The 23,215-nt window shown below is 58.1% G+C and carries 13 protein-coding genes and 1 pseudogene; 11 read left to right on the forward strand and 3 right to left on the reverse strand.

Annotated elements, in window-relative coordinates; all coding sequences use genetic code 11:
* Positions 1–351: 351 nt before the first annotated feature.
* Positions 352–2,742: a polyprenyl synthetase family protein gene (locus ACFSKT_RS31520; protein ID WP_377717083.1), complete on the forward strand. Its 2,391-nt coding sequence runs from the start codon at positions 352–354 to the stop codon at positions 2,740–2,742.
* 102 nt (positions 2,743–2,844) lie between these two features.
* On the opposite strand, the gene ACFSKT_RS31525 is transcribed toward ACFSKT_RS31520, so the two are convergent.
* A complete protein-coding gene (locus tag ACFSKT_RS31525) occupies positions 2,845–3,726 on the reverse strand; it encodes a hypothetical protein (RefSeq protein WP_377717085.1) in 882 nt (293 codons plus the stop codon).
* Between the two features lie 201 nt (positions 3,727–3,927).
* Here ACFSKT_RS31525 and ACFSKT_RS31530 point away from each other — a divergent pair, with 201 nt between their 5' ends.
* The 9 genes and pseudogenes from ACFSKT_RS31530 to ACFSKT_RS31570 form a co-directional block, all read left to right on the forward strand.
* Entirely contained in the window at positions 3,928–4,536 is a 609-nt protein-coding gene (locus ACFSKT_RS31530) for a hypothetical protein (RefSeq protein ID WP_377717086.1), read from the forward strand.
* 97 nt (positions 4,537–4,633) lie between these two features.
* The gene (locus tag ACFSKT_RS31535) at positions 4,634–6,139 is read left to right on the forward strand and encodes a TIGR02677 family protein (RefSeq protein ID WP_377717088.1); all 1,506 of its coding nucleotides are present in this window, start codon (positions 4,634–4,636) and stop codon (positions 6,137–6,139) included.
* On the forward strand, positions 6,132–7,376 hold the full coding sequence (locus ACFSKT_RS31540) for a TIGR02678 family protein (RefSeq protein ID WP_377717089.1): 1,245 nt from the start codon (positions 6,132–6,134) through the stop codon (positions 7,374–7,376). The genes ACFSKT_RS31535 and ACFSKT_RS31540 overlap by 8 nt, the downstream gene beginning before the upstream one ends.
* Entirely contained in the window at positions 7,373–11,584 is a 4,212-nt protein-coding gene (locus tag ACFSKT_RS31545) for a TIGR02680 family protein (RefSeq protein WP_377717090.1), read from the forward strand. The genes ACFSKT_RS31540 and ACFSKT_RS31545 overlap by 4 nt, the downstream gene beginning before the upstream one ends.
* Before the next feature lie 5 nt (positions 11,585–11,589).
* On the forward strand, positions 11,590–13,029 hold the full coding sequence (locus ACFSKT_RS31550) for a TIGR02679 domain-containing protein (RefSeq protein WP_377717092.1): 1,440 nt from the start codon (positions 11,590–11,592) through the stop codon (positions 13,027–13,029).
* Between the two features lie 236 nt (positions 13,030–13,265).
* Positions 13,266–14,153: a helix-turn-helix domain-containing protein gene (locus ACFSKT_RS31555; protein ID WP_377717093.1), complete on the forward strand. Its 888-nt coding sequence runs from the start codon at positions 13,266–13,268 to the stop codon at positions 14,151–14,153.
* Between the two features lie 166 nt (positions 14,154–14,319).
* Complete coding sequence (locus ACFSKT_RS31560; protein ID WP_377717095.1) at positions 14,320–19,671, forward strand: M4 family metallopeptidase; 5,352 nt, start codon at positions 14,320–14,322, stop codon at positions 19,669–19,671.
* 200 nt (positions 19,672–19,871) lie between these two features.
* On the forward strand, positions 19,872–20,213 hold the full coding sequence (locus ACFSKT_RS31565) for a helix-turn-helix domain-containing protein (RefSeq protein WP_377717096.1): 342 nt from the start codon (positions 19,872–19,874) through the stop codon (positions 20,211–20,213).
* 133 nt (positions 20,214–20,346) lie between these two features.
* Positions 20,347–21,105, forward strand: a pseudogene (locus ACFSKT_RS31570) (DegT/DnrJ/EryC1/StrS family aminotransferase); the annotation flags it as partial.
* A 117-nt stretch (positions 21,106–21,222) separates the two neighbouring features.
* Here ACFSKT_RS31570 and udk read toward each other — a convergent pair.
* Entirely contained in the window at positions 21,223–21,843 is a 621-nt protein-coding gene (gene udk, locus ACFSKT_RS31575; protein WP_377717097.1) for a uridine kinase, read from the reverse strand.
* A gap of 150 nt (positions 21,844–21,993) precedes the next feature.
* Entirely contained in the window at positions 21,994–22,395 is a 402-nt protein-coding gene (locus tag ACFSKT_RS31580; RefSeq protein ID WP_377717099.1) for a hypothetical protein, read from the reverse strand.
* 223 nt (positions 22,396–22,618) lie between these two features.
* Between ACFSKT_RS31580 and ACFSKT_RS31585 the strand changes: the two genes are divergently transcribed.
* On the forward strand, positions 22,619–22,936 hold the full coding sequence (locus ACFSKT_RS31585) for a thioredoxin family protein (protein WP_377717100.1): 318 nt from the start codon (positions 22,619–22,621) through the stop codon (positions 22,934–22,936).
* The last annotated feature ends 279 nt before the right edge of the window (positions 22,937–23,215 follow it).

The following is a 23,215-nucleotide window of genomic DNA, read 5'->3' on the forward strand; positions in this document are numbered from 1 at the left end:
GCTGGCTGCCATCCTGCATGGACAAGGCGCGTCTATCGCGACGCGGACACGAATAGGATGATAAGGCAGGGTAACCAAGCAACGCGATTTCTATTTTTTCGCGCGGGCTTGCGTGCGGTTCCTCCGGCGCGAGCGGCAATCCGCGCGCTTCTTCTTGAAGCGGTCTCTTCCCCTCCCCGCTGTGCCGATAAAACCGTAACCGGGCAATGGATTGCCCGTATCTATACCTATCAATCGAATCCGATAAGGCTGCCCTAGGGGAGCGTCCGCCTTGGCAGCCTGGTGGCGTAACCTCATCCTCTGTAAAACATAAGTCGCGAAAACATCAAAAGAAGCTGAGGGACTAATCTCATGAATGCGAGAACCGAGGAATACATCGTGGACGCCGACGTCTGTTACCGGCAAGCGGAACAGCAGGCTGCCCGCTACTTCGCCGTGCTGGAGCAGAAGGCCAGCGTCAAGGCGTACGCGCCGGTCCTGTCGGAAGACATCCGGCTGTGGAAGAAGAACCACCTTCGCCGTTCTTGGCTCTCGATGCTTACCGGCGGCAAGTCGGACGCCGGCGCCGGCGGCTACGAGCGCCATTTGCAGTGGCTCAAGCATACCGGCAAGCTCGACGACTATTTGGACCGCAGCGTGTCGTATATCTACATGCGGGATCTGGGCAGAGCCATCGATCTGCCGGACACGAAGGCCCGCATTGAGAAGCTGGCCGCGAAATTGCGGGAGCGGCTGTTTCCCGAGACGTCAGCCGGTCAAGGGGAGCAGACGGATCTATTCAGCACCGAAGAGATCTACCGCTGGGGCCAGAAGGAAGGCGTGGAGACGGCCGTCATCTGGATGTTCGAGAAGCTGAAGAGCGTGTCCGCGAACCTGCCGGAAGGGTTGAACGCGGAGCATGCGCAGCGTAAGCTGATGAAAATCATTCTGGGCGTCGTGCTGCATGCGCTGGAGGAGATGCCGGACGACTGCTCGCCCTCGGAACGCGCGCGCAAGCTGGAGGCGGCGATTCGCCTGGGCTATTCGTACGGCCTCACCTATCCGTTCATTGACGACCTGCTCGACGCGAACGTGCTGAGCGCGCAGGAAAAGCAGACCTTCTCCCGCATGATTACGTCCGCTCTCGTTACCGGGACGGTGCCGGATCTGGGCGCATGGGAAGGGAACAACAAGGCGATGGTGGCGTACGTCCATGCGGAGCTTCGCGAAGCGTTCGCGTGCATGGAGCGGTACCAGCGTCCGGCCGCGCGCCGCCATTTTCTCGAGCAGGCTTACGTGTTCTTTCATTCGCAGGAGATCGACCGGAATAAGGTGCTGTCCCATGCCGCGTACTCCAACGAAGAGCTGTACATTCCGGTTATCTTGAAGTCGGCGTCTTCCCGGTTGGTCGCCCGTTCGGTCATCGACGCGCCTGCGGACGAGGGCTTCGAAAGCCGCACCTTCTACTACGGGATCTACAACCAGCTCGCGGACGATTTCGCGGATATGTTCGACGACTTGAAGGACGGTGCGGTTACGCCCTACACGTATTATTTGACGTATCGCGACCGGCGCCCCGATCTGATCAACCCGTTCGAGCTGTATTGGACGGTGATTGCCCATCTTCTCCATGACGTGTACCGCTCGGATGCGAAGGCGCGCGAGGTCATCCTGAACCGGGCCATCAACGGCTTGAAACGGTGCAAGGCGCGCGTCGGGATCGCCAAATATAACGAGATTATGGGCATTTTCGCCTCTGGCCATCCGGTATTCAACCGGCTCGTGCAGCGGATGGTGGACCGAGCGGACGACGTCGATTTCTTCGACAAGCTGCTGCGGGACCAGGTCGTCGCCAATTTGAAGAACGAGCGCGACACGCGGGAGCAATTCGCGCAGACGGTGCGGACGGCGCGTGCGCAGATTAACGACAGCCTTCGACTTGCCGGCCGGGGCGGCATGCCGCCATCGGGCGAGCTGCTCATCGACGCGGCCAACTATAGTCTGGACGGATCCGGCAAGCGGCTTCGCCCGATTCTGACCTGGGTGATGGGCGTGCAGGAATACGGATTGTCTGCGGACGCGCTGGTGCCGCTGCTGCGTTCGCTGGAGTATATGCACACGGCGTCGCTCATTTTCGACGATCTCCCCTCTCAAGACAATGCGCCGACGCGCCGGGGACGATCCACGCTGCATCAGGTGCATGACAGCGCCACGGCGGAGCTGACGGGATTGCTGCTCATTCAACGGGCGACGCAGGAGCAGGCTTCGCTTCAGGGCTTCGACCCGAAGAGCGTGCTGGCGATGATCAAGTATTCGGCCCAGAAGGCCGAGGAGCTCTGCATGGGCCAGGCGATGGACCTGCGGACGAAGGGCGAGGCGCTCACGCTGGAGCAGCTCAACACGCAGTGCTTCTACAAGACCGGTCTAGCGTTCGAGGCTGCGCTCGTCATGCCCGCGATTATTGCCCGAGCTAGCGACCGGGAGATCGAGATGCTCAAAATCTTCGCGTACCATGCCGGCATTGCCTTCCAGATCAAGGACGACCTGCTCGACGTCGACGGCGATGCGGCGCTGCTCGGCAAGCCGGTCGGCCAAGACGCGGGGAACAACACGGCGACGTTCGTGAGCATTCTCGGGCGGGAAGGCGCGAAGAAGGCGATGTGGGACCATTATTGTCTCGCATTGGAGGCGCTTCGCAGGCGGGAGCGCCCGGCGGGGTTCTTGAAGCAGGTGCTGGAGTATATGATCAACCGGGACCGGTAGTGTGATTGTATGATGAAGACCTAAATCCAAACAATGGATTTGGGTCTTTTTATTTTTTTAGGCACGGTCTAATTATCACAGTAAATGATTGAAAGCCAAAAACTAGATTAATCTTTTTAATAGCCTTTTCGAACTTAATAAATTTTCCTGATCCAAGCAAAGAGCGAATAGTTCCTTAGGTAGAATGAAAGGATTTAACGCTTCAATCAGTTTCAACATCCGAAAATAAGTTAGATGCATGAATAAATTGCGACTGTTAATTCCTCGTTTCTTAGCTAGAAATGACTGGATGCAGTCCGTTGTCTTTTTAATTAACGATGATTGTGCTGTACATAGGGGATTTATCTCTAATGACGCAACATTTTCAATTTTGAACCTGAATTGGGAGGGATTCTCGCGATTTACGGCTATGACCACCTGAATAGACGTGCCTTTTGATGTATTTGTATCTCGTGTAAGCGTAATGCAATTCTTTGGGGGGAGACCTTTATTGGAGTTGTTGACTTGAATAGTAGTTGTATCGTAAGAAGGTTCCTCGTACGGTTGCAATTGTCCATTGGGCAGGAAGCGTTCGATAAATGCCATCAACTTTTTGTTCCATGCACAGATGGTATTGTAATGAAGTTTGAGTTCTACCGCGATCTGCTTGAGAGATAGCCTGTCAACCATTAAATATTGAATGAATAGCGGCCATTTTTGAACATTTCGGCTTCGATGAAAAAAAGTTTGCGTCAAATCGCTAAAAATACGATTGCATTGCCGGCAACGATAGCGTTGCCATTTGGTGCGATACACATGACCGTAATAGACGTAATCAACAACGAGTTTACCGGTTTCATGCCTGCAATGAGGACAAAAGGTACCTTTGGCGGCAAAACGCTCTCGCCGTATTTCTTCATAGTCGAGCTCAAGCAGAAGAGACGCTTCATCCACAATGGATTGCTGAATAGCGTCAATCTCTCGACGGAAGTCCGATTTTACCATTTGCACCGCTCCTTTGTTGCTAATAAGTAAAATAATGGGTTTTGCTTATGAGGCCTATTTTACTGTTCGACCACTATTAAATCAATCATTAACTGTGATTATACGCGCTGTCAATCTCCAAGGGGATTGCATAAACAAAATGGGTTCCTTTACGCTAATATCCAAGAAAACCGACTATTTGCACAGGGAGGCGTTACTCATATGAAATGTCCGTCGTTATTCCATTTTTATCGTTCCTACTATGGAGGAGCTAGCCAAGGTAAAGTCCACTTCGCACGAGCGATTATTGAAACGGGCAAGCAGCTAGAGAATATATTCCGGTCGCATAATTTTCACGGAGACAAACAGTATGAAAAACGTGAATTCGCGCTTTCTCTAACCAAAGGTTTCCTGCGGAGATTTTATGAGCTTGCGGAGCATCATTACGGCAGGAGACTATTCGATGATCTCCATTGGATGGAGAATCGAGTAACAATGTCCAAGCAAATTGTAGGTAAGAGAGAGTTATACATCCCATTTACCTACTGCGCTGTTCCGAATGAAAACAGGCTGATATTCTTCGAGTATGGGAGGCTCGACGACGTGGCTAAGTGGCTTCCGATCTTCAAGACGCTGATTGAATCGTACGAACTGCAGCACCCAATGCCGCAAGCGGAATTTATTACTTACTGGGATCTCATGAAAGGCACTACGGCGGAACTTTCCTACCCGAAATCGTTTTTGGCGCCGAAGGAGCAGGTAGTCATTACTGCAAGGACTATTGTAGAGCACGCGGTTCGCCGCAAAGGCAGAAGATCGTGGGATCTATAGCTGCCGGATAGAGGTGCAAGTCGACATCATTCCAGCTTTTATTCCTCGTCGTACCTATTGAATCTGATAAAATAGAGGAATAAAGGAGGAGTAGAGCGTGGATGTCACCATTTCGCCTGCAGGATTGAGGGCGGTACCGGAATTAAGCTATTTAACAGCACAAAACGTAGCTCGATATAGGGCAATCATGCGGTTTATATATGTCGAGTATCAGCGGTTGAAATACTGGCTGCGGCCGGAGGAGATTTACAACGGAGTTTTGGCCTGGGGCGTACTGGATAACTACACGCTCGAGCTCTGCCTCTCGGATTTGGAGAGCTTGAAGGGATGGGGCAATCTAGCTTCCCGCCATGACGGCGGGAGAGCCCTGTCGTTGGAAGAATATATGCGCAAGAAAAGCCAGTATCTGCTGACGCCGTACGCGATCGAGATTGAACGCATGCTGGAGACGCTGGAGAAGGTCAAAGGCTACGGCGGCTCGCTGGAGACGACGTACTTCGATACGATTGCGGCTTGCATCCACGAAATTCGGGAGAACGCCATGCTGTTCGAGCCGGGGAAAGCGCTGCTCAATTGGGAGAAACTATACGAAGCCTTCAAGACGATGCATGAGAATGCAGCGGACTTCATAGCCAGCATTCATTCAATTCAAGCGGAGGAAATGATGGCGACGGAAGGTTTTCTCGCCTTGAAGGATAGTCTGACCAACTATTTGCAGCATTTCGTAAAGGGGCTTCAACGAAGCGCGTATCGGATCGAAGGGCAGTTGCTGCGTGTTGGAGACGGTCTGCGGGACGTCTATCTGGAGAAAGTGCTTGCGGACGAACAGACGAAGCCGCGGCTGGAGCAGGGTAAATCGGCGGAGGAGCTGTGGCTTGAATATCGGCAGGGCTGGAATAACCTGAAACGATGGTTCATTGGCGACGAGCAGGAGCCCAGCGAGCTGACGCTGTTGGAGAAGGCGACGAAGGACACCATCGCCAAAATCGTGCGCAGCGCGGTGCGACTGCAAGAGCGCCGCCGGGGCGGCATGAGCAGGCGGAATGATCTGGAGACGCTCGGACGACGCTTCGCTCAGATGGAAACGTTGAACGATGCTCACCGGTTGGCCGCTTATGCGTTCGGCCTGTTCCCGAGCCGGCATCTGCAGGGGCATGACGAGCGGGACACGGAGAGCGCCGACGTCTCCGCCTGGCAGGTGCCGCCGAATGTACGCCTGATCCGAACGAGAAGCCGCAAACGCTCCAACCGGACGTCGGCGGAACCGATGCGCACTCATACGGCCAAGCGGGAAGCGTACCGCGAGCAGATGAAAGCGCAATTGGAGGAAGAGAAGGCTTTCGTGGAGCTGATGAAGGGAATGGGCGAGACGCGCATTGCGCACTTGCCGATCCTGAAGCCGAAGGAGCGCATGAGGCTGCTCCAGTGGATCGGCCGCTGCACGGCGACGCGTGCGCGGTCTTTCGTGACGCCCGACGGCTATCAGATCACGGTAAGTCTGCCTGACGACGAGGAAGCGGCGGTGCTGCGCAGCGAGGATGGCGATCTGACCATGCTGAATTACACCATCCAGGTGACGGAAGGGGTTACGTTGCATGGCTAGAGGCGGTACAACGTCTTACGCACTACGGCGGATGCGGGCCAACCGCAGGGCGGATGCCGAACAATGGAATATGCGTCGGCGCGAGTGCGCGCATGCGCTGCTGAATAGGCATTGGATTGCCAAGGAGGAAGATCCTGATCTATTCTATGCGATCCGCGACCAGTATACGGAGCTGCGCGATTGGTTCTCGGAGTTCACGGGCTTCTCGCTCATCCTGACGCGAACGATGGCCAAGCTGGACAAGACGCCGGTCGGGGCAGCGCCGTGGATGGGCTTCCAGGAATTTCGCGAGACGCGTGACTACGCCTTATTCACCTATGCGCTTTGGTTCTTGGAATCCAAGACGGAGCTCGATCAATTCGTGCTGACGGACATCGTGGAGCAAGTAAGCGAACAGCTGGTAGCCAGCGGCCTAGCGCTGGATTGGGAGAATTATCAGCATCGTCTCTCCATGGTGCGCGCCTTGAAGAAGCTGAGGCAGCTCGGCGTACTTCGCCATATTGACGGGGAAGAGACGGACTGGGCGCATGACAGCCAGCATCGGAATGTGTTGTACGAGTGCTCCCCGAACGCCAGATATGTGCTTCGCCACTTCCCCAAAGAACTGCGCGCGTACGAGCATATCGACGACTTTAACGAACAAACGATCTATCCGGACACGGTGGACGGCGAGCTGCGTAAGCGCCGACATCGCATCTATCGCCGGCTGCTGCTCGAGCCCGCCGTGCCGGACCGGGAATGGTCCTCAGAGGAACTCTATTATGTGCAGACGCAGCGACGCACGCTGATAGACCAAATGCAGTTTATGTTCGGCATGGAGGGGAGCCGTTACCGGGAAGGGTTGTACTTCTTCCATCCGGAGCTTAGCGGCGAAGGCAGCTTGTTCCCGACGCCGGCCGGCGTATCCGATCTGGCGCTGCTTCTGGCTGGCGAGCTGCGCCGGCAGCAAGGGAACCATGATTGGTATGTGACGGAGCACGGCACGGTCGAACTGACGCGATCCGATCTGGAATCGCTGCTGTACCGTCTGAAGGAAAGATATCAGGACTATTGGAGCAAAGGTCACCGGGATATGAAGCTGCCCGAGCTGGCGGAGGAACTGGCTTCGCATATGGCGGAGTGGAAGCTTGGACAATGGGTAAACGTAGAACAAGTCGGCGAACGCTTCGAAATATCGGCCGTCGTCTCCCGATGGATCGCGGAATATTCTTGGGATGAAGGAGAGGATGGCGCATGATGACATATGGACATCCGCCCCGGCAGTCTGGCGAGCGCTGGCAGATGAGCCGGGCGGGCATTTTGAATTTCTGGTTTTACGAGGAAGAAGAGTTCGCGTTGCAAGACGGAAGGCTCGTGCTGCGTGGCACGAACGGCGCCGGCAAGTCAGTCACGATGCAGAGTTTTATCCCACTTGTATTGGACGGGGACAAGCATCCGAACCGGCTCGATCCGTTCGGCTCCCGGGACCGTAAGATCGAGTACTACCTGCTTGGGGACAAGGAGGAGCATACGGACCGGACCGGCTATCTATGGCTGGAGTTCTATCATCCGGCCCACAAAATTTACAAGACGATCGGCATCGGCCTGCGGGCGCGGCGCGGCGTGGCGCAGATTGGCTTCTGGGGCTTCTTGCTGGAGGATGGCCGCCGCATCAATCGGGACTTCTGGCTCCATGACCGCATGCTGGAGCTGGAGGGTCAGGGCAAGTATCCGCTTGACCGCAAAGGGCTGGAGCAGCAGATTGGCAGCGGGGGTCAAGTGGTGCAGGAGCAGCGCGGCTATCGCGATCTGGTCAACAAGGCGTTATTCGGTTTTCACGATAAAGAGGCGTATGTGGATCTGCTCAACCTGCTTATTCAGTTGAGAAGTCCCAAGCTGTCGAAGGACGTCAAACCGACGGCCATCTACGATATCCTGGTTCGCGCCCTGCCGCCTCTCCATGAGGAGGAGCTGCGACCGCTGTCGGAAGTCATGGAGGATATGGATCAGCTCGCAGACCGGTTGGAGGAGCTGAAACTGCATCAGTCGGAGCTGGAGAAGATTAATCGCAGCTATGAGCAGTATAACCGCTATCTCCTCTATCAGAGCGGCGAGCGGATGCTAGCCGAGCAGACCGCGAAGGAGGACGTGCAACGACAGTTTAACGGACTCGAGAAGGAGCTTGATCATGCGCTGCGGGAGCAGGTGGACGTGGAGGTCGCACAGGCGGCCTGTCAGGAGCAGACGGTGCAGACGGAGACCGAGCTGGAGTTGCTAGGCCGTAGCGAGGCGATGGAGAAGCAGCATGAACTGGAGCAGGCAGAGCAGCATCTGAAAGAAACAGAGCAGTACGCGACGCAAGCGCAGGGGCGGCTGGCAGCGGCGAAACGGGCGAGGGAAGAAGCGGAGCTTGCCGGCAGCAAAGCCAGGAAGCTCCAGGCGGAGCAGCTGGACATGCAGCAGGAGGGGCTCGATGAGCTGGATGCCATGGCCGGGGACATGGAATTCGAGCACCATGGCGTATATGCCCGGTATTGGGTGCCCGAGCCGCCGGAGGAGATGGATTTCGTCGCGGCATGGCGGCGAGACGTGGAGACGCACCGCGACCGGATCGGCGAAGCGATCCAGTTGGCGGAGCAGGAGCGGGAAGCCGGTCAGCTGGTTGCCGAATATGACCGGCAGCTTGGTGACATGCGGGCGGAACGGGATCAGGCCGAGCATGCGAAGGAACTGGCTGAGGACAAGGCGGAGCGAGCTCTCTCTGCCTGGAAAGAAGGCCTGCTGATCTGGAAGCAGTCGCTGCGTCAGCTTGAGCTAGACGAAGACGCGGCCCGACAGCTATTTGCCGCGAGCCAGGCGCTATCATATGAACGGCAATCGGTGGACGCCGTGCTGGATCCGGTACGCAGCGAGGCGGATCGTCAGCAGCGAGACATACTGGGACGAAAGGCGGGGCTGGAACAGCAGGTCAAGCAGCAGCAGACCGAACTGGAGCTGCTGGCAGCGGAGAAGCGGGCGTGGGAGCAGTCGCGGGAGCCGGAGCCTGGGCGGAGCGAATCGCGCGCGCGGACCCGCCGTGCCTACATGTCAGGACAAGGCGCGCCATTATATGAGGTGTGCGACTTCCATTCCCATATCGGAGTCGAGCAGCGTGCCAGTCTGGAGCGGGCGCTGCTCGCAAGCGGACTGCTGGATGCTTGGCTCCGGCCGGACGGTCAAATTGGAGACGCAGGCGGGCAGAACGAGGACACCTGGATTGTGCCGCACCCGATCGAGTGGGGGTACACGCTGGCGGATGTGCTCAAGCCGCTGCCTTCGGCGGAGTGCGGTCTGACGGCCGAGCAAATTGAAGCCGCGCTGCGTTCATTTGCTTGGGGAGAGACACTGGATACGTACGCTGGACCGAGCGGAGCGGCGATCATCGTCGGCCGCGATTACTTTCAGTTCGGCGCGCTCGCCGGCAAGGTGGACGGTTCGGCTCACCAGGCGCAGTATATCGGTCAGGAAGCCCGGAAGAAGTACAAGCAGAGTGAGATTGCGCGACTTGCCGAGGTGATCGCGCGCAGCGAAGATCGCATAGCGGGGCTGAAGCTGGAGATTCACGCGTGCGATACAGCCCTTGCCGCCATCGCTGCGGAGGTGGCAGCCTTCCCTCTGCGCGGCGAGGCCTATCATGGATTGCAGGTCGCGTGGCGTACCCAGTATGAGGCGACAACCCGGTTCCATGTCCTGTTGGAGCAGGAGAACAGGCTGGCGAATCAGCTGCGTACCAAGCAGCAGCAGTGGGCAGAGCTCAAGCAAGCCTTCATTACCATGACTGGCGGATGGTCGCGTCTGAAGACCAACCGCGATCTGCAGGCGGCATGGCAAGCCATTGCCCAGTATGCAGCTGCCATCTCGCAGCTGCAATCGGACTGGCGAGAGTATCGGAGCAAGGAGGCGGAAGCCCGCCGCTTCGAGGCAGAAGCCCAAGAGCAGGCCGAGCGGGCGGAGACGGAGGAGGAATTGCGGGATGAGCTTCTCGACAGGCAGTATGCGCTTCGCGTCAAGGTCGAGCATCTGCGGAAGCTGATGGATGAGCTGGGGATAAGCGACCTGCACGGCCGAATTAGCCGATTGAAGGCGCACAAGCAGCAACTGGCGAAGGACAAGGACGAGCTAGCGGCTCGTCATTCAGCCATGGCCTCACGTATTGCCGTGCTGCATGACCGCAAGTCCGGTTTGGAGGAACGGATGCAGCAAGCGGCCGAGCGCTTGCATCGGAGACGGCAACATTTCCAGACGGAATGGGCGCTTCAACTGGTGCCGGAATTGGCAGGCGCCGTGCTTCCGGACCACTCGGAGAAGGAGATGGCCGCGACCTGTCGAGTGATCGTCAATCAGCTGGAAGCGGCTATGTCCCGCTTGAACAAGGAGCGGCTGAGCGGGGTGCTGCAGGATCATTTCAATGCGGCGAAGCATCTCTTGGGCGAATATGTGCTTGAAGTGGAGATTAGCGAGTCCGGCCGCATTACCTTGCTGTCGCTGCGCGACAGGACGCGGCCGCAGAAGCCGGCGGCGTTGCTCGCGGAGATGGCTGACCTGCGGGCTGAGCAGGAGAGCCTGCTGAGCGAAAAGGATCGGGAATTATTCGAGGAGATTATTTTGCGCAGCGTCGGCAAGTCCATTCGTCAGCGGATTCAGCGGGCTGAGCGGTGGCTGAAGACGATGAACAAGCTGATGGCCGAGCGTAATACGTCAAGCGGGCTGAAGCTGCAACTGAAGTGGCTGCCCAAGTCGGCGCAGTCCGAAGCCGAATTGAACAGCGACGAGCTGATCGAGCTGCTGCGCCGGGATGCGCATCTGCTGCACGATGACGAGGTCGAACGGCTTGTGGGACACTTTCGTTCCCGTGTCCAATGGGCAAAGCAAGGCGCGGCGGAAGAGCGCGAGGCGCTGCGCAAGCATATCTACGAGATGCTGGATTACCGCTCCTGGTTCCAATTCTCGCTGCGTTTTATGAAGGGCGAGGAGACGCAGTATCGCGAGCTGACGGATGCCCGCTTCAACGTCTTGAGCGGCGGGGAGAAAGCGATGTCAATGTATATCCCGCTGTTCGCCGCAACCTACTCGCGCTATGCGGACGCCAACGCGGACGCGCCGAAAATCATTTCGCTGGATGAGGCCTTCGCCGGCGTAGATGATGAGAATATCCGGGATCTATTCGGCCTGCTGACGGAGATGGATTTTGATTACATGATGACATCTCAAGTGCTGTGGGGCTGCTACGATACGGTTCCGAAGCTTGCTATCTGCGAAATTTACAGACCCAAGGATGCGAATTATGTGACGGTGTTTCGCTATAGGTGGGACGGCAGGCGGCTGGAGCCGCTGGCTGAGTCCGGAGAAGAAGCGGCCGAAGAGTTTGCGTACGGAGAGAGGCCGGATGAGGCTGCGGACGAGAATGCCGGCGAGTATTGGGAGTGACTGATATGCCCGAGGAGCAGAACAAAAAAGAGCGCGATGAAGAGGCGGTTCGGGCCTATTTTGCACGACCGGGACTAGAGCGGTTTATGAGCGAATTGCGGCGACGGTATGCATCCTCGACTGTGGGGGCCCGAGGATACATTACGCTTCCGCGCGTAAACGATGAAGAGCGGCAGGCGCTGGACGACTTCTACGGTACTTATAGTCAATCGAATCCCAAGGAGCCTGAACGCTACTCCATTGCCAAATTCGAGAAGCTGCTGCTGGAGCGCCGATTCAAGCTGACGGTAGCCGAACTGCTCGCCGTTTTGAACGGCGGCAAAGTGCTTACCCGTAAGGAACAGCAGCTGCAATCGGAGGAAGCCTGGTTATCGATGATTGATCGTGCGCTGATAGAGCTGGGTGACGGTCAGCCAGAGAAGGACGGTCTGATGCGCTGGGCAGAAGGTTTGCGCGATGAAGCTTCGCCGGGTTCCCGCACGCTGCGGCGGCAGTTCGCAATATCGCGCGAGGAGGCGACAGAATGTCTTCGCCAATGTCTTGCGGCGCTGAAGCTGCTTCATCGGCAAGCGGACAAGAAGCCAATGCGGTTACCTGTGCTGGCCGCGGAGGTTGTGGGAGATGCGCACGCCTTGGATTGGAAGCAGGTAGCGGGCCGAGTATTCTGGTGGGGCTTGACGGTCGCAGCAGGCTGGAACCCGCACGGGATGCTACCTGAGGAGGAGGAATCGGGTTCGTCGGACGACGCTCATCCAGTGCAACATTCGAATGCCATGATCATTCGAGAAGGCTATCGTAGAGGAGGGATCATCGATGATGACCTGTCCTCTCAAGTCATGCTTTATTCACCTGCGTTGTTTGGGTGCAACGAGGAACGCGTGCTGACGCTGCGGCAAGTGGAGCGTCTGGCGGAGGAAGGGCTGAAGGGACTGCCGTCGGCTGCTATCTTTATGGTCGAGAATCCTTCCGTGTTTGCCGAGCTGGTCGATGCTCATAACGAACGCAGCGCCACTATTGCGTGCACCTGCCCTCAAATTGTGGTTTGTGGAAGCGGCCAGCCGACAACGGCGGTTCTTCGATTATTGGATGTATGGCTGAATCATGGCACCGAAACGGCATCAAGATGCTATTACGCGGGAGATCTGGACCCTGCTGGTTTAAGCATTGCGCAAGGTTTGCGGAAGCGTTATGGGGAGAAATTGACCATGTGGAGGATGGATGAGATACTTTACCGCCGTTTTGCGGGAAGAGGGGTGCCTCTAACGGTTGCCGAACGCGAACGGATGCGGACCGTTGACTACGAATGGGCGCCGGGCTTGTCCCTTACAATGGTGGATGTCGGGATCAAACTGCATCAGGAGTTATGGTTGGCGGAATTGCTAGACGACCATACCGTGTTATGCTGCGCGGGAAGTTGTCCTTCTCCGAGTTCGGGTGAAGCTTAAACTTGTCGGTGAGCAGGTTGTCCCAATGATGAGAAAAGGCGAAGCGATCATGTCCTTGTTTAACCAAGGGGGTGGTCGTTTGGCTTTTTTAGAGCAGAGATCGAAATCCCGATAGCCCTACGACGCCTTACTATGTTCATACGCGCGAACAGCAAAGGGAGGAGCGCCAAACATGGCCAAAACGATCAAAACGCGCAAAGCTTCGCATGGTAATTTAGAAGCAAGGGGGGATGGCGATGGCCAACGAGGAGACGCACCGCGGCACCGTGAATCACACGCTCAGCTATATCGAGCGGCATCTGACGCAGCTGCTGCGGCCGGACGATTTGGCGCGGGAAGGCCGATTCTCCAAGCGCCATTTCGACCGCTTGTTCCTGGCTGCGATCGGTCGAACGGCGGCGAACTACATTCGCGACCGGCGGCTTGCTCGAGCGGCGGCGGAATTGGCGCATACCCGGAAGGGCATTTTGGATGTCGCGCTGGAGTACCATTTTCAATCGCAGGAGGCGTTCACGCGGGCGTTCAAGAAGGCGCACGGCCTGACGCCGGGGCAGTACCGCGCATATGCGCAATCACTCGTGACGAAGGGGACGATGGGGATGAAACGGACGGAAGTGCCGCAGGGCTGGACCGTAACGGGCAATCGCGTGGATGATTACGAGGTTGCGCTGGACAAACGAGAAGCGCATCTGGGGAGCGCCTCGGCGCGCATCCAGTCGGTGAAGCGGAGAGCGGAAGGGTTCGCCACGCTGATGCAAATGTTCGGCGCGGACCGGTATGCGGGCAAGCGGGTGCGGTTGACCGCCTTCGTGAAGGCGGAGGGCATTCAAGGCTGGGCGGGCCTTTGGATGCGGGTCGACCGAAAGAACGGCGACATGCTGCAGTTCGATAATATGCAGGACCGTCCCGTCCGCGGCACGTGTGACTGGAATCAGTACGCCGTCGTGCTGGATGTATCGGAAGCGAGCCACGCGATCGCGTTCGGGGCGCTGCTCTGCGGCGAGGGGAAGCTGTGGGTCGATAACTTCCGGATCGACGAAGTCGACGAGCGGACGCCGACGACCGGCCAGAGCGCGGAGGGGGACGTCCCGGCCGAGCCAGTGAATTTGGATTTCGAGGGTTAACAAGGCAGAAGGAAGGCCACATCCATGCGGGATGTGGTTTTTTTGTTAAGGCTTCTGTGGGTGGGCTTATATACCCATTTTCGCCCTATATGAAACTATCGATTTATATTATAGTAGAAGAGCTAGAAGAAACTGGGTGGATGGTCGTTGAATAAGGAGGATAACGGTGAAAGCATTTCGTTTGAGGCAAGTTGGCGCCGTGGCGGCAGCATTGTCCCTGCTGGTGTCGGGGGCATTGACGCCGGCGACAGCGTTCGCAGTCGGCGGGGGAGAGACGCTGCAAGGCGCATCGCCGATAGCCGCGGTTCAACCGCCGGCAGGCATCGCGACGGGAGAAGAGGCGCCGCCGCGGTTGCTGCAGGGCAAGCTGTCGGGCGCGATCCGCTCGGAGGTGGAGCTGTTCGCTTACATGGAGTCGAATCCGAATGTGTTCGGCTTCGATGCGCCTCGGGATGAGCTCGAGGTTGTGAAGGTGGACGGGGACGCGCAAGGCAAGCAGCACTATTTGCTGCAGCAGTACTACGAAGGGGTCCCGGTTTATGGGATGTACATGCGGGCCCATACGGGGACGGACCGGAGACTCTACGCGATTACGAACGATACGCAGCCCGCACTGAACGGGCTTGTGCTCGACACGAATCCGGTACTGGACGGGCAGCAGGCGGGAGCGGCGCTCCAAGCCAGCGTGGAGGAGGCGATCGGCTCGGCGATCACGCTCGGCGGACGGATCGGTCCGCGCGAGATCGGGCAGCCGAAGGCGGAGCTGATTGTCTATCCGTGGCGCGATTCATACGTGCTGGCCTATCGGGTTCAGTTGGAATACGCGCAGCCGACGATCGGGCGCTGGACCGGCTTCGTCGACGCGACGACGGGCGAAGTGCTGAAGAAGTTCAGCTATCTGGCGAAGGCGGTCGGCGCGAACGGCGCCACGCAAGGGACCGGACAAGGATACTTCGGCGAGCAGCGAGCGCTCCAGATCACCAAGGAATCGAATGCCGAGCAATATTATCTGCTGGATAAGACGAAATCCATGTATCGGCCGGCCAGCGACGACGGCGTGATCGCCACCTACGATTGGGAGTATCCGTTCTTCCCCGTAGCCAGCGATTCCCCGTCGTTCAACGATCCGGAGGCCATCGATGCGCATTATTATGCATCCGAAGTGTATGACTTCTATAAAGAGCGGTTCGGCCGCGAAAGCCTGGATGGCCGCGGTTCCTCGATCGTCTCCATCGTCAATGCGGGACCGATCGACAACGCTTATTGGGATGGCAGCCAGATCGTGTACGGCGACGGCAATTCGCTGTTCGAATGCCTAACCTGCGGCAAGGACGTCATTGCTCACGAGCTTACTCATGGCGTGACCGAGTTTACGGCGAATTTGGAGTACGTCGGACAATCCGGCGCGCTGAACGAATCGATCTCCGATATTATGGCGGCGGTTTACGATGCCGAAGACTGGATGATCGGCGAGGATTTGAGCATAAAAGAAGGACACGGCGTGCTGCGCGACATGAGCGATCCTTCGAAAGGGCTTGAGCCGCAGCCTTCGACCATGAGCGAGTATGTCGTCCTGCCGGAGGATGAGGAGCACGATAACGGCGGCGTACATATCAATAGCGGCATTCCGAACCATGCGGCTTATTTGATCGCGACGGAGATCGACGCGATTCCGAGCTTGGAAGGGCAAGGCCGCAGCTTGCTCGGGCAGATTGTGTACGGCGCGCTCACGTCGTATTTGACCCCGACTTCCGGCTTTGCGGAAGCCAGAGACGGGTTCGTCTTGGCGGCGGGAGACCTGCCGCTTGACGAGGGGGCGAGGAATGCGGTGGTGCTGGCCGTTCAGAACGGCTGGGCGGGCGTGGGGCTCGGCTATACGAGTGCCGAGAACGATATCGTGTCGTTCAGCGCGGCGGGGATGATCGGCTTCCCGGCGATCAATAAGCTGGCGCATACCGTAACGTTCGAAGCGGAATTCGGCACGAACCTGACGTCGCTAATGCCGGTCGTGCACGTATCGCCAGGCGCCACAGTGACGCCTGGGGCCGACCAAGCGCAGGATTTCTCGAAGCCGGTGACGTACACGGTCACGTCGTCGGGCGGACAATCGCAAGCGTGGACCGTGCAGGGGACGCTGGCGGCTCCGCAATCGGAGGCGGATATCATTTCGTTCCAGACGGACATTCAAACCGGGACATCGATTATTGATCCGGTTCGCCGCACGGTCAAAGTGTACGTAGAAGCCGGCGACGCGGTAAGCGGGCTTGCGCCGGAGATTGGCCTTTCGCCGGGGGCGACGGTGACGCCGGCCAGCGGCGAGACGCGCGACTTCAGTCAACCGGTAACCTACACGGTAACGGCGCAGGACGGGACGAAGCAGCAGTGGACCGTCACGGTCGTCAAGGACTCGGCGAGTCCCAAGCTGGTCGCTTCCGCCGCGGTAGACGATACGTCCGTCGGCCTCCTGTTCGATAAGCCGATGAGTCTGTCGAGCTTAGGCAACCTGGCCAACTACGGCCTGATGTCACTACGGGGAGAACTCGCGGATCCGCAAATCGTTAAGGTCGAGATCGATTGTTCCAATTCCCGCATCGTCTATTTGACGACGTCGGCGCTCGCCTCGCAGAATGCGTACCAGGTTTCCGTATCCAACGTCAAATCCGCGAACGGCTACGACGTGCGCCCGGATTGGACGACGAGCTATTTCCTGACCGACGATACAATGGCGCCTGTTCTGAGCACGGCGAGAGTAGATGGCGATCAGCTCGCGCTGACGTTCAATGAATACGTGAATGCGTATGGTGCCATCGTGCATTTGTTTCAAGTTACCGTGAACGGCAAGTCGCTTCCAATCAAGGAGATGAATCGGGTTGGCCGTAAAATTATCTTCACGCTCGAGCAAGCCGTAAAGACAAAAGACGACGTGAAGATTACGTATGCGCCTCGAAGCACGATTGCTCCCGTAAAAGATATGAGCGGTAATGAGCTACCGGCGATGAGCGGCGTTACCGTCATGAACCGGTCGGGTTCGGCGATCCCGATCGCAGGACGAGACTGGTTCCACGTAGAGGGCCAGCCGAAACAAACCGTCATGCATCCGACCGAGCCGATTCTGTACGGCATCTTAGACGACCGCTTAACGGTGGCGTTGGCTAACCTGGATACCGGGGCAACGAAAACGGTAGAGCTCCCGTATGAGCCGGAACGCTTGTATTATGCGAACGGGAATCTTCACGTCGCCATGATCACCGCGCCGCATAGTTCCTATTGGTGGAAAGATGAGCAGAACGGCTACATCGCCGTATTGGATGCGCGAACGCTGGCGCAGAAGGATCTGTTCGAGATCGATAACGATCCCTATGACATCGTCGTGGATGCCAATGATTATGTGTATGTTTCTTCCGGATCGGGGCAATGGACGAACCTGTCGTCCTATTCGTTGAAGACGCATGCCAAAATTCAGTCGTCCATGATTTCGCAAGCCTCTTATTTGCAGTTCAGTTCGGATCTTAGTCGTATCTATGCCGTAGATACCGACAGCTCGCCGAGAGACGTTAAGGCGTATACGATCGATGCGACCGGCAAATTTCTCGAGCCTCTGTACCCGGGCGGATACGACTCGCCTTACCACGGCGATTATCCGCTCTCGACCGTTATTCGGCTTACGCCGGATGGCCGGTACCTGCTCAACGGATCGGGCACGATATTCAGGACGACCGCGGACAAGGCAGGCGATATGGTTTTCGACCGGAAAATCGAGCCGTTCGATGAAGCGGCATTCCCAAGCGGCGACTATTTCTACACGGTCGACGGCCGCACGTTGAGACAATACGACTATGCGACGCTGGCCTTGCGGCAGGAGCTTGCGCTCCAAATGGAGGCCAACGTCGTTCTCGCCGGCGACGAGGAGAACGAGCTGTTCGTCGGTTATTCGGAAGCGAACGGGACAACGATCGCGAAAATAACGGTTCCGAATCAAGGCGAGGCGTCTTCGAAGGCGACAGTCCGGAGTCTACGGGCAGCTGCCCAAGGCGGCGATAGCGCAGCGGTCGCGAGCGCGAGCGTGCAGCTCAATGCCTGCCCGGTGACGCCTCCTTCCACTGGAGGCGGCGGAGGTGGCGGCGGAGGCGGCGTTCCGCCGGTCGTAGTACCGCCACCGGTCATTCCGCCGGTCGTGGCACCGCCAATCGTGCCGCCGACTACAGGCGGCGACACGACGACGGGCTCGTCAAGCATCCAGCTCGACAGCGTAGACCTGACGAGCAAGGAAACGACGGATGCGCAAGGAAGAACCGAAACAAGCGTATCCCCGGATGAGGACAAGCTGTTGGCCGCCATCCGTTCGGCGCAAGCCGGCTTCGAGCAGGCGCAGAAGGATGGCCGGGCGTCCGGCAATCCGACCGTCGTGCTGCCCGTGGCCGCGATCAAGGACGGCGTCAACGTACAGGTGGCGACCTCGACGCTGATAGCCGCGCAGCAGGCGTCGCCGAACGGCATCCTCGCGGTGCAGACGGAGTCGGCGGTCTACCGGGTACCGGTTAAACTGTTCAGCGAACAGTCGCTGAAATTAGCGCTCGGCAGCAGCGCGGCAACGAGCGGTTCGACAACGACGCTGACGATCGAGAAGCTAGACTCGAAGCTCGACCAGCAGGTCCAAAGCCAGTTGACCGGCGAAGGCTTCCAGCCGGTGACGGCGTCGCTAAACTTCAGCATTCACGTTGCGTCGGGCGGCGTCTCGAAGGAAGTCGCCGACTTCAATGGCGTGTATGTCACGCGATCCTTCCTGCTGCCGGGCACGGCCGACATGACCCGCGTCTCGGCCTTGATTTACGACCCGAACACGAAGCAATTCTCGTTCGTTCCGTCGTCCGTTCGCACGGAGGGCGGCAAGCAGCTGTTGGACGTCAAATCGCCGCATAACAGCATTTATACGGTGGTGCAGGGCGCCAAAACATTCGCGGACGTGAAGCTGCATTGGGCGAAGGCGGATATCGAAGCGCTGGCATCGAAGAAAGTGATACAGGGGTCGGGCACGGGCTCATTCGATCCGAATCGGGCGATTACCCGCGCGGAGTTCGCGTCGACGCTAGTCCGTTCGCTGGGGCTGCAGGCATCCGCGAAGGGAAGCCGCTTCAGCGATGTGGCGGACACGGCCTGGTATGCAGGCGCGGTGAACGCGGCGGCAGACGCCGGGCTGGTGACGGGCGGCGCGGACGGACGTTTCCGGCCAGCTGGACAAATCACCCGCCAAGAAATGGCGGCCATGCTCACGAGAGCCGTCCAATATGCGGGACAGGAGCAGCTGCTCGGCGATCAAGCTTCAATCAAGTCCGCCTTGTCCGGATTCGCGGATGCCAAATCGATCGCGGCATGGGCGCAAGAGGACGTGGCGCATTTGGTCGCAGGCGGCATCATGCAAGGCATCTCCGCAACCCAATTCGACCCGACGGCGCCGGTTAGCCGGGCGCAGACGGCCTCGGCGCTGAAGCGCATGCTTCAGAAGCTGGCGTTCATCTAGCGTCCATCGGTTCTCAATACTTACCAAAGGAGGGACAGTGCGAGCTGTCCCTCTTTGGCGTTGGCGCAAGACCGGCCCCACGCGCGCGCCAGATAGCAAGCCGCACTAGGACAGTGTAGGGTGAAATCTATTTTTGTTTCTTACAATAATTCTTTGTTATAATGTAGGGAACAAGAATGCATAGAGAAGGACGATTCGGGATGACGGAAACGATCGGAGCACGCATCAAGAAAATTCGCCTGCGTAAGGGACTTTCGCTAACCGAGCTTGCGGAGAGCGCCGAAGTCGCAAAATCGTACTTAAGCAACGTGGAACGAGGGATACAGAATAATCCTTCGATACAGTTTGTAGAGAAGATCGCCTCGACGCTCGACGTGACGAAGAATGCCTTGCTGTTCGACGAGTCGAAGGAGCAGGAGCTCGACCCGGAATGGGCAGCATTAGTGCACGAAGCCATGTCGTCTGGTGTCAGCAAGCGTCAGTTTAAGGAGTTCCTTGAATTTCAACGTTGGAAGAAAGACCAGGATTCTAAAAATATCTAGAGGTATGGAGAATTATGTGCAACAGGATCCGTTCCTCTTCCACGTGACGATTCACGACAACTCGGCGGCCTGGAACTGAGCGGTCTCGAGCCGACGGCTGCCTTGTCACGTTAGGCGACAACGCGATCCGCGAATGAATCTGTACGGGCAGAGCGCACAGATGGAACGGATCATGCCGTTGTGCGAGCAGTATGGCGTTCCGGTTGTCGAGGATGCAGCCGAGTCGCTTGGGTCGACCTATCGGGGACGGGCGAGCGGCACGTTCGGCACGTTCGGCATCTACTCGTTCAACGGCAACAAGATCATCACGACCTCCGGCGGCGGCATGCTGGTCGGCCATGACGAGCGGTACCTGGAGCAAGCCCGGTTCCTGGCGACGCAGGCGCGCGATGCCGCGCTGTATTACCAGCACAGCCAGACGGGCTACAATTACCGGATGAGCAATCTGCTCGCCGGCGTCGGCCGGGCGCAGCTCGCCGTGTTGGAGGAGCGGGTGGCCGCACGCCGCGCCGTATTCGACGGCTATGTCCGGCTGCTGGGCGGGCTGCCGGGCATCTCGTTCATGCCGGAGCTGCCACATTCGCGGTCGAACCGCTGGCTGACGGTCGTCCGGCTCGATTCGGCCGAGTCGGGCGGCATCACGACCGGCGACGTGCTGGCCGCGCTGGCGGCCGCGAACATCGAGGCTCGTCCGGTCTGGAAGCCGCTCCATCGGCAGCCGGTGTTCGAAGGGGCGCGCTATTACCCGCACGCGGCCGGACGCAGTTTCTGCGAGGAGTTGTTCGCGGACGGGCTGTGCCTGCCGTCCGGCTCGGCGATGACCGAGGCGGACCAGGAGCGGGTGGCGGCGGTCATCCGATCGATGTATGCGGGCGCGGCGCAGGCGGTATAACAGACAATGCGAGCTGCAACGGCTAAAGCCGTGCAGGGACGAGAGCAGCAATACGAAAAGCCGGGAACCGCATCGTGCGGTTCCCGGCTTTTTTGGCGTTGTATCCCTTGCAGAATCTTACCGCTGTCCGGTCAAATACCGCTCCGTCAGGATCGACAGGAGCTGGATGCCGACTTCGTTATGCCCGCCTTCGGGAATAATCAGGTCGGCGTATTTTTTCGACGGCTCGATGAACGCTTCGTGCATGGGCTTGACCGTCTTCAAGTACTGGTCGTGGATCGATTGGATCGTTCTGCCGCGCTCTTCGATATCCCGGAGCACCCGTCGCAGGATGCGCACGTCGGGATCGGTATCGACGAACACTTTGATGTCGAGCATGGCCCGCAGCTTCTCGTCGGAGAGGACGTGAAGGCCCTCGAGAATGACGATCGGATTCGGCTTCAGCTCCACGGTGCGGTCTTGATGGCGGGCGTGGGCCGAGAAGTCGTAGACCGGCGCTTGCGCGGCATGTCCGTCTTTCAGCTGCGCGAGATGGGCGGTAAGCAGCTCGTTATCGAAGACGAGCGGATGATCGTAATTAAGCGCCTCGCGTTCGGCGAACGTGAGATGCGGGTGATCTTTATAGTAGTTGTCCTGGGAAATAAACGTGACTTTGCTCGACCCCAGACGGTCGATGACGGAGCGGGCAACCGTCGTTTTGCCGGAGCCGGTCCCGCCGGCGATACCGATGATAAGCATGGCGATTCAATAATCCTCCCTCGTGGATTGCGGATGCAATTCCAGTATTGTAGCATAGTACGGGGTATTTTTCATCTAAGGGGAGGCGAGGGGGAACTGGCATCTTTATGCAGTCAGGAAGAACGGCGTCTCACGGCCGAATGCGCACGGTTACAGGTCCATGCCGCCGGCTTGCCGGTACCAGTCCGTAAGCGCGCGGCGCACTGCTTCGAGCACGTCGTTCTCGTACAAGGGACCTCGATAGACGGCGACCGGCCACCCGCGCCGCCACCCGTTCAGGCGTAACCCCGTGATCGAGACGAAGCCGGGCAGCTCCGCGCGGTAAGTCAGCCGATACCCGTGCTTCAGGATCGTAACCCGGCTGCCGCCCTCCTCGTGCGTTACGCGAGCCCATTCCTCCTCGGCGAAAAGTCGATCGAGCAGCGGCGCTACCAGAAGCTGCGTCAAGCAGATGGTCTGCACATTCTCCGCTTCCGCGCCGGTCGCGCGCGAGGTGTACTTCAGCATGTACAAGCCTTGCATATAAGCATTCTCATCCAGTGGTAATCCCATCCTAACGAACACCGCCTTCTCTATATGTGGAGCGGCATTTGCGAAGATCGCGCGGCATGCCGGGTCGTCTTCGGCCGCTCATTACGCTATTCTATTAACAACGATTCTTTTTGTTGCAGGATCATAGAGTAGATTAGGCTCATCTCGGCCATCCCGGTACGAGCGTTTCTCGGGCGAGGGCGGGTTCGGGGGATGGGAAGCGAAAGGGGAAGGAAAAAGGAAAGTGGCGGTCCAAGCAATCGAAGAGGAAGAATGGCTGCGGCTCTCGCGCATCGGGCATGGTTGGGACGCGGTGCTGTTCACGACGCCCTTGTGCGGCACGTGCAAAGTGGCGGAGCGCATGCTCGAGGTCGCCGATGCGGCGGGCGTGTCCGCCACGCTGTACCGGATCAACTTGAACTTCGCGCCGACCCTGCGGGAGCGTTGGCGGATCGAGAGCGTGCCCTGCTTGGCGCTCGTGCATCGGGGCAAGCTAGTCCGGAAGGAATACGCGATGCGTTCGGTGGATTACGTGTTCCGCCTGCTGCGGGAACTGCCGTAAGAAGAACACTGGCGGGGATCGAGGGGACAAGGGACAAGGGCAATTTTGTTAGGTTAAGGAAAAACGTCCGCTAAAGCCAACAGTGGCTTATAGTTGACAGGCTTATGTCTTAGGAGTGCCTTCAAAACCCACGGAAGCTTTGTCCGCGAGGACAAAAGCGTGCCAGCTTGAAGCAACCCGCCGACCGCGAACAATGGTGGCTGCACGAAAAAGGGAGTCCTGAAGTTTTCCAGCGGAAAACTTTTCTTCGGAAGCATGAGCTGGGCGAAGTCCTATGTT

Origin of the sequence: Paenibacillus xanthanilyticus, from assembly GCF_042682185.1 — a bacterium.
Taxonomy (GTDB): domain Bacteria; phylum Bacillota; class Bacilli; order Paenibacillales; family Paenibacillaceae; genus Paenibacillus_Z; species Paenibacillus_Z xanthanilyticus.